Here is a 14,913-nt window from a genome sequence, read left to right as displayed (position 1 = left end):
CAAAAAGGGGGCTTCCCTTGGCATCGACAACTGCCTTCGGGAGACCCCTGGAATAGTGGACAAGGAATGCTTCGACCCAATGGCCGTCTGACACCTCGCGTTGTATATGGTATCGGCCGCGTTTGCGTCAAATTTTGAACTGATCGAGTCTCTTCTGCAGGTCCTCTGCCAAGTGTGCCAAAGCAGAGGCGGAAGCCGTGATTTCTTCCATGGAGGCCAGTTGCTCCTCGGTGGATGCTGAGACGTTCTGTGTTCCAGCAGCAGCCTTTTCCGCAACCTTGGTAACCTCATCTATGGATTGGACAACTTGTTCAGCACCAGTTGAAACCTGTTCAATAGCTGCTGACACCTCTTGTATCTGATCCGTAACACTGGCAACCGAGTGCTGGATTTGCTCAAACGCATCACCAGCTGCACTCACTACTTCGCTGCCGACAGCGACGTCCTTCGTCCCAGCCTCCATAGACTGAACCGCTTTGTTAATTCCTTCTTGAATGGTGACAACATACTGGGAAATTTGCTTTGCCGACTGAGACGATTCTTCCGCCAGTTTCCGAACTTCATCTGCGACGACAGCGAATCCTCTACCGTGCTCTCCTGCACGCGCAGCCTCAATGGCCGCATTCAGCGAGAGCAAGTTCGTCTGCTGCGAAATCCCGCTGATGACTTCAATGATATTGCCGATGGATTCTGCCTCTTTACCCAATTCTTGAATGAGCTTCGCCGAGCCATTGACGCTGGCGTCAATGGAACTCATTTGTTCCACGGCTCGTTGGATTGCCTGTTTGCCTTCCTTGGCTACCTCGGACGCTCCGAGTGCAGATGCCGCCACCATTTGCGTTGTTTCGGAAATTTCTTGCACCCGAGCCGACACAGCACTTACTGTTTGGTCTGCTGCTTCGATGCTTCGAACCTGCTCGTCCGTTCCGGCGGCCAGTTCCTGCATGATGACTGCTGTATGCTCAGCTGCTTGACTGGACTGTTCAGCGCTGGCGGTCAACTGCTCAGATGATGCCGCCACTTGTTCGGAGCTCTCGGAGACTTGACGAATCAGCTCTTTTAAATTATTAGTCATCGTACTAAAACTGCGTGCAAGTCGACCAATTTCGTCTCTATTTTTGAAGGAAAGAGGTTCAACAGTTAAGTCGCCATTGGAAACTTGCTCCACTTGGCGGACCATCATTTTTAGGGGATTCATAATGGAATTGGTGAACACCCAAACAACTGCCGCTCCAACAAGCAAGGCAATCCCCAGCACAATCAACAGGATATAGAGAACTTGGTTTGCGCCCTGATTAAACTCGTTTAAGTACGCCCCTGCCCCGATAATCCAGCCCCAATCTGAGTCCCCTTCAAAATAAGCGATTTTCTTCTCCACTTGATTTTTGGTGGGGTTGAGATACATGTACGAAAGATAGCCGCCCCCACGGTTGGAGATATCGATCATCGACTGGCCGAGCATGACGCCATCTGGTGTCTTCGTATTGATGAGGTCATTCCCTTCACCTGCGGGATTCATGACAATGACAGCTTGCTTGTTGGTGGCAAACAAGTATCCTGTCTTACCGATTATGTAGTTCTTGTTGATAGGACGTTTATTTCCAGGTTGCTTTTTCCCGAGAATTTCTTGACGAAACTCTTCTTGCGCTTGTGGCAACGTTAAACTTCCTGCTTTAACCTGCTGATTCAGCAGATCAATCATCCCGATGGCCATGTGCACACTGGTCTTTAACTGCGCTTCGCCAGATTGGGTCAGCTGTTGTTTTGAGATCTGATAACCTATGAGACCTACGACGAGTGACGGAACTGCCAACAACAGCAAACAAATTAAAATAAACTTAGCCCGCAAGGAGCCCCTCAAACCATTTCGTTTTTTCTGTTTGTTCTCCACAGTGTATGCCCAGCCCTCTCATCTCAACTTTGCACCCTTACTCGTTAAATCAAAGCCTTGACCTGGCTGCAGCGCTTTCACGGAATCCGCGAAACAAACCCAAAAACATATGTGGATTTCAGCGTTCCCAAAGCGTTCAATCACACCATTCCTTGAGGATAATCTATCCTCATTCGACAATTTTCTGCATCATTCTACATGAATCGCCTATTTGAAACAAGATTCAAAAACGACCAAAATGTTACATAAGTCGAAATGAAGTTAGCGCGAAATGTGCGGGTCGATAAGGAATAAAGGATCAGCTACAATCGGTTGGCCACTAGAGGGGTGTGACTGCCTCCTAGGGGTGCCTGCGACAACGCAAAAACGCGATACCCAATGTTAGGTATCGCGTTGATTCCTATTCCGACGCCCCGCAATTGCCGTGCAACCCAAGGTTTTGATCCTGCTCGCGCAGGTGGGTGTCCTGCCCAGTAACTTCACAAGTCCCGCTCTGAGACGGGCATTTGCTACTTCCCCGGTGACGTCCGGACTCCCAATCAAATAAGTGTTGGAACAAAACGCTGCGGGCCTCACCAACACCGCAGGGCATCGCTTGTGTTCTTATGTTAACATCGCTTTCTCCCCAGTGCAAGCTGCGAACGGAAAAAATGAAAGGGTTTTCTCACCCTTAGGGAGCGCAACTAATCACGAAGAGCCAAGTGAAGGATCTTCAGCTGTTCTTCCGAAACGGTCGCTGGGGCGTCCATCATGAGATCCGTACCACTCGCTGTTTTCGGAAATGCGATGCAATCACGCAGTGACTTGCCGCCACCGAGTAACATGATGATCCGATCCAGTCCAAAAGCAATACCACCATGCGGCGGTGCGCCGTATTCGAAGGCGTCAAGCAAGAAGCCAAACTTCTCGTACGCCTCTTCTTTCGAGAAACCGAGCGCCGTGAACATCTGTTCTTGGATGTCTCGCCGGTAAATACGCATCGATCCGCCGCCAATTTCATACCCGTTCAACACAATGTCGTAGGCTTCAGCGCGTACTTTCTCAGGATTCGTCGCGAGCAATTCCACATCCTCGTACTTCGGCATCGTAAATGGATGATGTTCTGCGACGAAACGGCCCTCTTCCTCGTCGTAGCTGAGAAGGGGAAAATCCGTAACCCACAAAAACTTATAGGTGTTGGGATCCGCGAGGCCGAGATCGTTCCCCAGCTTGACGCGAAGTGCACCTAGTGCTACCAACACCTCTTTACGGCCCGCTGCCGCGATGAGGATCAAGTCTCCAGCTTGTGCCCCGCATGTTTGAACAATGTTCGCCAATTGTTCCTCCGTGAAGAACTTGCTGATGGATGACTTAATTGTGCCACCCTCCTGGACTGCTACGGTCGCCAGTCCCTTCAGTCCGTAGGTTTTGACAAACTCGACCAGCTCGTCCGTCTGCTTGCGGCTGTACCCAGCTATTCCAGGTGCCACCAACGCTTTGACGGTACCGCCGGCAGCGATGGCATCTTGAAAGACACGGAACTCGCTGTCTTTAACCACGTCAGCCAGGTCGACAAAAGCCATATCAAACCGGAGGTCTGGCTTGTCTGATCCGTACCGTTCCATGGCCTCTTGGTACGGTAAGCGCTGAAAGGGAATTTGCAGATCCATCCCCACCGTGTCCTTGAGCACCTTTTGCAGCATTTCTTCCATCATGGTCTGCAACTGCTCCGCTGTAAGGAACGAGGTTTCAATGTCCAACTGCGTGAATTCCGGTTGCCGATCCGCCCTCAAATCCTCGTCACGGAAACAGCGTGCAACCTGGTAGTACCGCTCCATACCGGCAAGCATCAGCAACTGCTTGAAGATTTGCGGAGACTGTGGCAAAGCGTAAAATTCACCCGACTGCAGCCGACTCGGGACCAGATAGTCGCGTGCTCCTTCCGGCGTGCTCTTCGTGAGAATTGGCGTCTCCATCTCCACGAATCCATGCTCATCCAAGTATGCGCGAAAAGCTCGAATGACCTGGTGGCGAACCATCATGATCTTCTGCATCTCCGGACGGCGCAAATCGAGGTAGCGATACCGGAGGCGAAGCGTCTCATCCACATCGATCCCATCCTGAATGTAGAACGGCGGGTTCTTCGCGGCATTCTCAATGACCGCTTCTGTCACAATCACCTCGAGCGATCCCGTCGCGAGCTTCGGGTTAATTGCACTTTCATCACGGTTTCGAACGGTTCCCCGAACAATGATGACGTACTCATTGCGAAGTCGATTCGCTACCTCCATGCTCGGCTCTGGTGTGCCAAGGCCGTGATCGAACACCAATTGTACGATTCCCGATCTATCGCGAAGATCCACAAAGACGACACTTCCAAAATCGCGGCGTTTATGCACCCATCCAGCCAAAACGACCTCGTCGCCAACGTTTGCGTCGAGTGTTTCAATCACCTGATGCTGCCGAATAAGGCGTGATGCAGTAGTGGTCATTCCTGTTTTCCCCCTGAAGCCATTTTTTCTGCGACATGCTGCTCTATATAATCTGCCAGTGCAGCGAATCCAATTTGTTCCTGCACACCAGTTTCAAGGTCCTTGACAGTCGCCTTCCCCGAAGCCAGTTCTGCTTCACCGAGGATGACGGCATACTTCGCCTTCATCCGATCCGCCAACTTAAACTGCGATTTCAATCCGCGACCTTGATAGTCCCGATCCGACTTGAGACCCCTGCCCCGAATGGAATTGAGGACGACCATTGCCGTTCGGTCAGCGTCCTTGTCGGCTACGGCGACAAACACGTCGAGCTGATGTCCCTCTCCAAGCGATCCACCTTGTTCTTGAAGAACCCACAGGGCCCGCTCAACACCGCCGCCGAAACCGATGCCGGGGGTTGGCGGTCCACCTACCTGTTCGACCAAACCGTTGTATCGCCCACCGCCAGCAATGGTAGTGAATCCGGGCGACGTGACTTCCCAAGCCGTGCGGGTGTAATAGTCCAGCCCGCGAACGAGGTCCTTCTGGAGGACAAACGGTACGTCCATGGCACGCAGATATTCTTGTACGGCCTGAAAGTGCGTTTCGCACTCTTCACACAGGACGTCCGAGATATACGGGGCACCCACTTCGCGTAAAATGGCTTGGCAGGACTCGTTTTTGCAATCAAAAATGCGCAGCGGGTTCTTGTCCAACCGCTCTTGACATTCCTTACACAGGTCATGCCGACGAGGTTCCAATTTCGCAAGCATTTCTGCTTTGTGCTTGGGACGGCAAACCGGACAACCGACACTGTTCAATTCAACCTTCAGATCCTTGAGGCCAAGACGCCGTAAAATCGTCAAATTCAGTTGAATGACTTCTGCATCAATCGCCGGTTCCTCGGTTCCGAGCACTTCAGCGCCGTATTGGTGAAATTGACGAAACCGCCCTTTTTGCGGTTTTTCATACCGGAACATCGGGCCAATGTAAAACAGCTTGCTGATAGACCCTGTGCCATATAATTTATTTTCCACAAACGCACGGACAGCGCCCGCCGTTCCCTCTGGTCGCAGCGTGATAGACCGATCACCGCGATCCAAAAATGTGTACATTTCCTTCGAAACGATATCTGTGGTATCCCCTACACCGCGCTCAAACAGCTCAGTGTGCTCAAATATGGGGGTGCGAATCTCCTGATAGTTGGCGGTATCAAATGTCTCTCTGACGGTTTCCTCCAAAGCCTGCCACGACTCGACCGTGCCTGGAAGCAAATCCGCCGTACCGCGTGGGCGTTGAATGTCCATTCTATCCCTCCTTAATCTCCATAGGAAACGAGGTGCCGCAAACGCCAAACGAATGAAGCGAGAAGATTCGGGTGACGAAAAAACGCTCTTTCGTCCATGCCGGTCCTAGACCTGCAGGGACGAAAGAGCGTTTCCGCGGTGCCACCCTGATTGAACACAATTGTTCCTCTTCGTTGGCGTAACGCGCACCCACGCCGAAACTTTGCCGCCCAAACGAGCGATTTCGGTTCTCCGAAGCTGTCCTTCCAAACGTAGCTGGACGATGCTCACAGCCTAAGGCACCGTCTCTCTGGTTCAGCAGAACCGTTTGTACTCGTCTTCATCACGGAATTTCCGATCTTCTATTTTGGAAAATTATACGGAAGTCTTCACGTCACTGTCAACGACGGTTGCAATTTGACCAGGTATTTTTCGACGAGGACCGGTGGGGGTTACTGCTTTAACCATCAAGGTTTGCTCCGCGTGCATGTCTCGTTCGCGGCGGTAATCTCCTAGAATCGATGTCGCTGAAGCGATTTCTAACCACGTAGTTTGTGTGGATTTACGCAAGCCAAAACACCCTCACTCGCCAGTTTTCTATACCGTTTCCTTTTGTCCATGGGTTCATGCCTCAAAAGGCAACCTTGACGCAGACACAGACTCTGCTACGCTTTGGTACGTGACGCGTCGCCAGATGAGCGACGAAGCCTCGTTTCAACATGATATTTTTCCTACAAAGGAGTATTTCCATGCCTATGAATCGAACACAATCTGAACTGTGGTTCAAACGAGCTCAGTCCGTTATTCTCGGTGGTGTGAACAGTCCATCGAGATCGTATAAGTCGGTTGGTGGAGGCACCCCTATCGTCATGGCGAAAGGGGAGGGATCGAAATTCTACGACGTCGATGGGAACGTTTATATCGACTACCTCGCGGCTTATGGCCCCTCTGTCCTTGGGCACGCACATCCACATATCACGCAGGCCATTGAGCGGGCTGCCAGGGACGGCATTCTCTATGGGACACCGGCGACGTCAGAGGTTGAGTTCGCTGAACAACTGCGTGCAGCCATTCCCGATCTGGAACGGATTCGCTTCGTCAATTCCGGCACGGAGGCGGTCATGACGACCATTCGCGTGGCACGGGCATACACGGGACGGACAAAAATCGTCAAATTCGCGGGCTGCTACCATGGCCACTCGGATGCGATGTTGGTTGCGGCGGGATCGGGACCATCCTCCATGGGCGTACCGGACAGTGCCGGCGTGACCCCCTCGACGGCTGGCGAAATCATCACGGTGCCATTCAACGACATCCCAGCACTGCAAGAAGCCTTGTCCATCCACGGGGATTCCGTGGCAGCGGTCCTCGTCGAGCCAATCGTCGGCAACTTTGGCATGGTGGCGCCGGAAAGTGATACATACCTGAGGCAGGTCATCGATCTCGCCCACAACCACGGCGCCCTCTGCGTCTTCGACGAAGTTATCACAGCCTTCCGCTTCCACTACGGCAGCGCCGCACAACTGTACAACGTCCATCCAGACTTGTACGCCATGGGCAAAATCATCGGTGGCGGCCTACCTATCGGAGCTTACGGCGGCCGCAAGGATATCATGGAACAAGTGGCGCCCCTCGGGCCCGCCTACCAAGCGGGGACCATGGCGGGAAATCCTCTGTCCATGCGCACAGGCATTGCATGCTTAGAGGTCTTGCGTCAACCGGGCACATATGAAGGTATGGATCGCAAAGCCAAGCGGCTTGTCGCGGCAATTGAAGCTGCGGCGAAGGACAACGGCGTAGCCATCACCGTCAATCGCATCGGTGGCGCCTTCACCGTATATTTCGGCTCCCACCCAGTCCGGAACTATGACGACGCCATGGCAACTGACAGCGCGACGTTCGGCAAGTTCTTTCACCTATTGGCGGATCGCGGCATTATCATCGCCCCGTCGAAATACGAAGCATGGTTCGTCTCGGCCGTTCACACGGACGAGGACATCGATGAAACTTGTCGCGTCGTCGCGGACGTCTTTAAAGCGTTGGCGAAGTAAACTGACGCCGGTCTTGTTCACGGCCGACAAGCAATGTGTTCCCGGGAGGAGAGTGTCACGTGGTCATCACACAGGCGACCGTCGAGGACGCGGAGGAAATCCTGCAACTGCAGAAACGGGCTTTTCGCATTGAAGCGGAAGCATATGGGAACTTCGATATCATTCCGCTCGTCGAAACCGTGGACCAAACGATCGACGACTTCGCTTCAAAGCTCATCTTAAAGGCTGTTGACGACGGGAAAATCGTTGGCTCCGTCCGCGGCCACCAGCAGGGTGGAACTTGTTACGTCGGACGCCTCATCGTCGATCCAGCCGTCCACAACCGCGGTATCGGCACACAATTGCTGACAGCCCTCGAGTCCCACTTCCCTGGCTGCCGATTTGAACTGTACACGGGCTACCGGAGTGATCGGAACATTCACCTGTACGAAAAACTCGGCTACCGAAAGTATAAGGTCGTTTATTCTGACGAAGAAAATATTGATTTTGTCTATATGGAAAAAATCGGACCTCAAGTCGAATAAGGCCCGACTGCCCCCACGGCAGATCATCGACAACTTGTGAGGAGGCAAGAGCATGCCAATCTCCCATTATTTACGAGACCTGCGCGCCAGCGTTGGGTCTCGACTCCTCCTCATGCCTGGCGTTGCAGCAGTCATTCGCAACCAAGAAGGACATGTTCTGTTGCAGAAGCGCAGCGACAACGGCATGTGGGACATCCCTGCCGGATCGATCGATCCCGGCGAAGCACCCGCCCAAGCCGTCATCCGCGAAGTCTATGAAGAGGCCGGTCTCCTCGTCCGCCCCACGGCCATCCTCGGCATTCTCGGCGGCAAGGCATTTCGCGTCCAGTACCCAAATGGCGATCAAGTCGAATACACCGCCACCGTTTTCGCATGCGAAGTCATAGGCGGCCAGTTGGAAGCCATCGACGGCGAGTCGACGGAGTTTCGCTACACTCCCCCAGACGACCTACCACGTATGTTCTCCGCCTACCCGAAGGACATCTTCGTGGTGGAGGGCGCGGCGGGCGGACCGGTGGCGCCGACCCCGTACTACGAGTGGCGGGAAGAATGGTTGGACGCATTGCAAGCGACGCGCGACGGTCAGTGAGCTGGGCGGCGGGAGCGGGGCGGGGTCGCCATCGGGGCACCTCGGCATGTCGAAGGCCGGGGCGGCAGCGCGGCGGGGCTGACGAGTTTGCGTAGGTTAGCGGAATGTCAGGGGCTTAGCGTGGTACGGACGGGATCGCATGGGAATAAAGAGAGTGTCATTCGTTTGTTGCGATGTCAGAGCGTGAAACGGGGCTGCGGAACCCCGGATAGCGGAACCGCAGGGTCATTTCAAGCTCCGAGCGGGCAGTTTCGCGTCATTAAGGTCCTCCGAGGGTCTTAATGTAAGGCTGTGCTGATGAATGTGAGCTTCATGAAGACCGGTCCGGCCACGTCCCACTGGTAACGGATAGCAAAAAAGTTGTCGCTCAGGGACGCTTAACGGTTGGACTGGTCAATCGCGAGTAAACACGGGATCGCCAGGCTCTTAACACACGGTCGGACGAGCTGGAGAAGAAACAAAGGCATGAAAGTCGCTTGTTGCACTACCCGACCGCCAAATGCCGCTTGGGAACCCCGGATAGCGGAACCGCAGGGTCTTAATCAAGCCCCAGCACAAGATTTCGGGCCATTAAGGCCCTCACAGTGCCTTCCTGCGACAGCCGCGACGGCCACCCGCGCCCATCCAAGCCACCCGCGCCCATCCAAGCCACCCGGCCTACCCGGGCCCGCCCAGGCCCATGTCCCGCGCGGCCGCCGCACATACAAAAAAGAGGCTGGCTCATCAAGCCAGCCCACCTCTCTTCTGCACCAAAGTCTTAGATCACGTCGCTCAGTTGAGCCAACAAGTCGTCCTTTGGTTTGTAACCAATCAGTTGCTTAACCACTTCGCCGTTTTTGAACAGAAGAAGCGTTGGAATGCTCATGATGCCGAATTGGCCGGCGGTTTGTGGATTTTCATCGACGTCAATTTTCCCTACAACGATGCGATCCGACAATTCATCGGAAACTTCCTCGAGCACTGGGGCCATCATTTTGCAAGGACCACACCAAGTTGCCCAGAAGTCCACTAGAACCGGTTTATCAGACTGAATAAACGACTGAAAGTCGGCATCTGTTACCTTTTGAGTTGCCATAACATATCGCTCCCTTCTGCGAGTAACCACAGGGAATATTGTACCACACTTGCTCGCGGATCATAAATTTCCCTAGCATGCCATGGCGGGTATTATCCCTAAATCATAAAGCGGCTATGCCTGCGGCTTGACGTGAATGCGAGCAGGAGCGTCGCTGCGATCACGGTGCCAAAGATCAAGTAAAAGTGGCCCATCTGGTAACGCGCGACCAGCGTCTGCATGGGAAGAATCCAATAAAACGAGGACGCGAGTAAAAGCGACCACGGTCGCAGCGCTTTCGTCGTGCGATAGATTCCGAATGTGATGAGTGCAGCTGCCAGCGTCAGACCCGCCGTGAGGACCGCGTGGGACGTAAAACTCCACGGTGTGAGCCAGATTCCCAGTGCCGGGACCAGTGTGCTCTGAAAGACCATCGCACCGGTGATATTTCCAACCGCTAGACTATCTTTCCCTTGGCGAATCCAGACGACGCTGTTCAATGTCTCTGGTAGCTCCGTTGCTAAGGGAATAATGATGGCAGACAAGACGAACGTTGGCATGCCGACATGGACGGCAATGCGCTCCACGCCTCCAGTCAATACATGCGCGCCGCCGACAATGAGCGCGAGTGATATAAACAGTTGAACAAATACGAGTGTGATCGTTGGATCCGTCTGTTTGCGCTGGATGTACAGCGGTTTGAGTTCTTCGGCTTCGACTTGATCGGATTTATCGCGGACGCACATGAAAATAAATACGACGTAGACCGAAATGAGAAGAATCGGAACCAGTTCGTGCATGAACTCGGACGGGAATAAACCTGCAAGGATGGCCAGCACGTAGGCAATCATGAAGCACGTGGAGTCGCGCCCATATGCGCGAGGATTGACGTGGAGGAGGTAGCCTGTGTGGCGTGATCGGAAGGCTAATAAGGCACAAGCCATGACCAGAGCACCTAGTGTTGCAAGTAAAAAAGGTGCACCGAGAATGCCGCCGATACCTACCTGTTCCGCCTCGTGCGAGCCGCCAAAGACAATCGCCGTGACGGGCACAGCCGTCTCGGGCAGAGCCGTTCCGATGGCGGCCAGGACACTACCAACCGCTCCCTGTCCCAAGCCAAGCTTGCGGCCGAGCCATTCCACAGCGTTTGTGAAGAGCTCTGCGCCGAACAGAATCATGGCTAGTGAGAAGATTAGTTGCACCGTCATCATCATTCGCATTCCTCCCGCAGAAGCCCGTCCTTATACGCTACGCGCGGGAGTTTTTTAATATGACAAGCCCGCTTCTCATTGGTACTGTTTCTCGGTTGCCCGTTTGCCGAAGGGAAGGCGTGAAAACCACTGAGGACGCAGTCTCCACAGGCTCGGAAAGAGGAGGATAAGGATGACTAGCGTATAGAACCAAGCAAACGTCACCCACATATGTGGATTGCCTGATACTTCCCCTTCCAGGGTGGCTTCCACGTATAGGGGATTGAGCGAGAGGAGGAAATTTCCCCAGTGCAGGCTGAACAGTTCAATGGGATTCCGTTCATATACAAGTTTCAGCCCGTAACCCAGCGCACCGAAGACGATCATCATGAACGAGACCGTGCCGTAGCATAGAACCGTGCTCCAAGTGGACCGAAGGGCTATCGTTGAAAACAACACGCACAGTGTCGCGATGACGACCGTTGTAAACAGCTGAAACAGCAGCACGGCAATGACCTCTTGGGGAACCGCCCCGCCGTAGAGAAAGACCAAACTGTAGACGGGCAGCGTGACGAACATCAGCAGGACGAGGAGTGCGCTCGACGAAACGATTTTGCCAACGAGAATGCCGATGGGAGACAAAGGTGTGGTCAAGAGTACAGCAAGCGTCTTTCGCTCTCGTTCGCCACTTACCGATCCGGCCGCAAACGCTGGCGTCAGAAACGCCACGACAACCATTTGCAGGAGACTGAGGATGACAAACACCTGTTGACTCTTGGTCGGCTGCACGAGATATAGCTGTCCCTGCACGTTCTCGTACAGCAGAAAGAACGTCAAAGCGACCATACACAGCACGTATCCCGTGATGACAATGGGTGCCCGAACGGTTCGCATGCGTTGACGGAACTCTTTTGTGAACAATGGGTTATACCGCATCTTACTTGCCCTCCTGAACCCTGGATAAGCGAAGAAACAGTTGCTCGATGTCCGTTGGTCGCTCGGCAAACTGAGTCAGCGTGATACCCGCCTCAATCATTCGCGTCAGCAGGGTCGCCTGCTGCCCCTGCGTACCCCCGTAGAGAATCTCCCACCCTGAAGCAATCCGCTCCACTTGTAACACTTGTCGATCCCCCGCCAAGACCCGTTCCACCAAATCATCCGGATCATTTGTGTTGAACTCGATGGTCCGATAAGCACTTGAGTGTTGAAGCATCACTTGAATGGCCGCGACAGCGACCAACTCGCCGCCCCGCAGGATGCCGATCTCGTCCGCCACCTCAGCCAATTCGTGAAGAATGTGGGTGCTGATGAGAATGGTTTTGCCGAGATCGCGCAGACCGTGAAGAACACCGCGCATTTCGAGGCGGGATCGCGGGTCGAGCCCCGATGCAGGCTCGTCCAAAATGAGCACGTCGGGGTCGTGCATGAGACACCGAGCGATTTCCAGACGTTGCTGCATCCCGCGTGACAACGCGTTGACGTACGTGTCTCGTTTATCCGTCAAATTGACTCGTTCCAGCAAGTCATCTGCGCGGCTCTTGACGACGCGCCGATCCACGTCATAACAATCCGCAAAGAAACGCAAATACTCCATGACGGTCAAATCATCGTAAACGCCAAAGGAGTCTGGCATGTAGCCGATGGAGCGGCGGACATCACGCGGATGGCGGCTGACTTCATAGCCGTTGATGTAAGCGTATCCGCTTGTGGGCGTGGACAGCGTCGCCAAGATCGACAAGGCCGTCGTCTTCCCAGCCCCATTTTCGCCAACGAGTCCGAACACTGTCTGGCGTTGAACAGATAGATTCATTTCGTTTACAGCGACCATTTTTCCGTACTTCTTGGTCATGTTCTGCGTGAGGATCACTGCAATGCATCTCCAATTCCTGGATTAACATCAGCGTACTGACGTACAAGCACAATCGTCTTATCGCTTGTGACGTCTTGTTCATGAACCGGTTTCGGGAGTTCCGACGTTCGTTCAGTTGTCGTTCCGATGATCATCGCCTGCGGCGCCACCGAGTTGTCTGACGTCGATGACGAGACAAACTGCGGTAAGTAGGCACCGAGCGATCGTCCAATGCCATGCGTCAAATTCCGGTTGTACGTACCGTAGTCCGACAGCCATTCCGTTGTGTCTGTCACTTGCGTCGGATTCAACTCATAGACTTGTCCCGGTTTCAGTGTCCCAATTTCGTACATGTGATTTTCCCAGACGATTGCCACGTGATCCAGCGTGTACGGAGTCTGATTCGCCACATGACCGAACAGAAGACCGTACGCACTCGTGAGTTCCGTGACAAATTGACCCGTATTCCGATCCGTCCCAGCAGCGTAAACGTAACGAACATGCCAGCGACCGACATTGCGAAACAACATGTTCGTCGTGTCGCCAGACTGAACAACTGCATCGCGTGAAGGAACCGTTTCCTGCACCGACATCGGCACGGCGAGCGTTCCTTTCGGCATCTGAAAATCCAGTCCACCAGGATAAGGCGACATGAATGCTTGTACACCGTACGACTGAGCTGTACCGTCGCCTGTGAGGTCCAACACGCCCACACCATCTGTGAGCAATCCAGTCGGGCGTTGAGCCCCACCAAAGACATAGATGCCCACAGTGGTCACCACACTCACAAGAGGCAGCAACACCCAAGCCAATTGAGCCCGTCTGAACCTGTTGAGAACGAAAAAGGCAATGGGTCCAATGAGGGCAATATAAATAGCAAAAACAATGGCGAACACAGGCAGCGACGGAACCCGGAGCGGTGCCAACGCATCGCCGACGGAAGCTAGGCTCAAGGCGCCATTCGCATCAAACAACAACGGAATGGCCGACGTCGCAGTCTCCGTGCCGTGACGGAAGAGCGCCGTCCACATCAGCGGATCGCCGCTCCAGCCAAGGAGAAGCGGGTCCATTGGCGAGAACGCCGTTTGCCACACTTGGCCTCGTCCTAAGGACACACTGGCAAGCAAGGGGGTCTGATTCGTTCCTGCCCACAGTCGCGCCGTTCCGTCGATCCCGCTAGCCTGAACGACAAGTGCTTTCCCAAGCGAATCCCCGGTACTGTTTGCGAAATCAGCCAGCGCATGCGGGTCAACCGTTCGACTATTCCCTGGCGTGAGCGGCAAGACAGACCGCCACATGTTCGTCCCGTACCCAGTGCCCGAAACAATGAGCAAACCGCCAAACTTCACCCAGTCTTGGAGAGCTTGTTGCTGTGCTGTAGACAACTGTTCCAAGGTCGAAACAGGGGTCACAACCGCTGTCAAACTGTCCAACACATTGGCCGAAGTGGGAAACCCATCTGGGTTGACGGCTACAGGCAAGACGGGATTCGAGCTCGTACTCGCACCCGCAAGAAACTGTGTGGCCTGGTTATTTTTCGCCAACACGGCGACTAAGGCGACATGGGAAACGGCATTACCTGTGAGATCAGCCGTGTAGAGCGGTTTGCCGTTGGCCACACAGGTCACGGTCGCTCCCTCGTCCAGGACACCACCTGGGAGCGTAATCTGTACCTGTGACCAGCCATCCGTCGGTAATTGAACTGGCCACTGAAGCGATCCGGAGAGCCGACGATTTGCCAAGAGAGGTTGATTCACTCGCACCACAAGTTGGCCATTCTTTTCGGGGCCCACGTGATGAATTGTCAGTGACACGGGAACCCAATCTTCTTTTTTATAGTAACCACCGTAGCCCACGGTGGCGCCCATCCACATAGTTGGCTTGTCCACCGCCGCAGCATAAGCCTGATGCGGACAGGTGAGTAACGTTCCAAAACAGGTTAGCAGAAGCGTCATGCAAACTCGCCATTTGGCGAAACGCCTGAGCACCTGTTTCCGCTTGCGTTTGGTTCGTTTTGGCGTGTACATGC

At 54.0% G+C, this 14,913-nt stretch carries 12 protein-coding genes, 1 other RNA gene and 1 other annotated feature; of the genes, 3 read left to right on the top strand and 10 right to left on the bottom strand.

The window, feature by feature from the left end; all coding sequences use genetic code 11:
* Nucleotides 1-127: 127 nt before the first annotated feature.
* The 5 genes from NZD86_RS08455 to NZD86_RS08435 form a co-directional block, all read right to left on the bottom strand.
* Nucleotides 128-1,849, bottom strand: coding sequence for a methyl-accepting chemotaxis protein (locus tag NZD86_RS08455; protein ID WP_268046075.1), 1,722 nt, complete (start codon nt 1,847-1,849; stop codon nt 128-130).
* Nucleotides 1,850-2,297: 448 nt separating this feature from the next.
* Nucleotides 2,298-2,484: non-coding RNA, 6S RNA (gene ssrS, locus NZD86_RS08450), on the bottom strand.
* A 90-nt stretch (nt 2,485-2,574) separates the two neighbouring features.
* Nucleotides 2,575-4,362: an aspartate--tRNA ligase gene (gene aspS, locus NZD86_RS08445; protein ID WP_268046074.1), complete on the bottom strand. Its 1,788-nt coding sequence runs from the start codon at nt 4,360-4,362 to the stop codon at nt 2,575-2,577.
* A complete protein-coding gene (gene hisS, locus NZD86_RS08440) occupies nt 4,359-5,648 on the bottom strand; it encodes a histidine--tRNA ligase (protein ID WP_268046073.1) in 1,290 nt (429 codons plus the stop codon). The genes aspS and hisS overlap by 4 nt, the downstream gene beginning before the upstream one ends.
* A 112-nt stretch (nt 5,649-5,760) precedes the next feature.
* Nucleotides 5,761-5,983 (bottom strand) — a binding site (T-box leader).
* A 19-nt stretch (nt 5,984-6,002) separates the two neighbouring features.
* On the bottom strand, nt 6,003-6,197 hold the full coding sequence (locus NZD86_RS08435) for a hypothetical protein (protein WP_268046072.1): 195 nt from the start codon (nt 6,195-6,197) through the stop codon (nt 6,003-6,005).
* Nucleotides 6,198-6,382: 185 nt separating this feature from the next.
* On the opposite strand from NZD86_RS08435, the gene NZD86_RS08430 reads away from it, so the two are divergent.
* Genes NZD86_RS08430 through NZD86_RS08420 form a run of 3 tightly spaced genes read left to right on the top strand, consistent with a single transcriptional unit; the run spans nt 6,383 to nt 8,791 of the window.
* Nucleotides 6,383-7,678, top strand: a complete 1,296-nt coding sequence (locus NZD86_RS08430; protein WP_326492645.1) for a glutamate-1-semialdehyde 2,1-aminomutase — start codon at nt 6,383-6,385, stop codon at nt 7,676-7,678.
* A gap of 59 nt (nt 7,679-7,737) precedes the next feature.
* Nucleotides 7,738-8,202: a GNAT family N-acetyltransferase gene (locus NZD86_RS08425; RefSeq protein WP_268046070.1), complete on the top strand. Its 465-nt coding sequence runs from the start codon at nt 7,738-7,740 to the stop codon at nt 8,200-8,202.
* 52 nt (nt 8,203-8,254) lie between these two features.
* Nucleotides 8,255-8,791: an NUDIX domain-containing protein gene (locus NZD86_RS08420; protein WP_268046069.1), complete on the top strand. Its 537-nt coding sequence runs from the start codon at nt 8,255-8,257 to the stop codon at nt 8,789-8,791.
* Between the two features lie 757 nt (nt 8,792-9,548).
* Here the strand turns inward: NZD86_RS08420 and trxA are convergent.
* The 5 genes from trxA to NZD86_RS08395 all read right to left on the bottom strand — a co-directional run bounded on the left by trxA (nt 9,549) and on the right by NZD86_RS08395 (nt 14,911).
* The gene (trxA, locus tag NZD86_RS08415; protein WP_268046067.1) at nt 9,549-9,866 is read right to left on the bottom strand and encodes a thioredoxin; all 318 of its coding nucleotides are present in this window, start codon (nt 9,864-9,866) and stop codon (nt 9,549-9,551) included.
* Nucleotides 9,867-9,964: 98 nt separating this feature from the next.
* Nucleotides 9,965-11,059 carry a sodium:calcium antiporter gene (locus NZD86_RS08410; RefSeq protein ID WP_268046066.1) on the bottom strand — a complete coding sequence of 365 codons (1,095 nt, stop codon included), beginning with the start codon at nt 11,057-11,059 and terminating at the stop codon, nt 9,965-9,967.
* Nucleotides 11,060-11,131: 72 nt separating this feature from the next.
* Nucleotides 11,132-11,971, bottom strand: coding sequence for an ABC transporter permease (locus tag NZD86_RS08405; protein WP_268046065.1), 840 nt, complete (start codon nt 11,969-11,971; stop codon nt 11,132-11,134).
* Nucleotide 11,972: 1 nt separating this feature from the next.
* The gene (locus tag NZD86_RS08400) at nt 11,973-12,884 is read right to left on the bottom strand and encodes an ABC transporter ATP-binding protein (protein ID WP_268046064.1); all 912 of its coding nucleotides are present in this window, start codon (nt 12,882-12,884) and stop codon (nt 11,973-11,975) included.
* Between the two features lie 14 nt (nt 12,885-12,898).
* Nucleotides 12,899-14,911 (bottom strand): hypothetical protein, encoded by a 2,013-nt coding sequence (locus tag NZD86_RS08395; RefSeq protein WP_268046063.1) that lies wholly within the window; start codon nt 14,909-14,911, stop codon nt 12,899-12,901.
* Nucleotides 14,912-14,913: the final 2 nt, after the last annotated feature.

It is taken from the genome of Alicyclobacillus dauci, from assembly GCF_026651605.1.
Classification (GTDB): Bacteria; Bacillota; Bacilli; order Alicyclobacillales; family Alicyclobacillaceae; genus Alicyclobacillus; species Alicyclobacillus dauci.
Note: the sequence above shows the minus strand (reverse complement) of the source record. Positions and strands in the feature narration are given on the sequence as shown.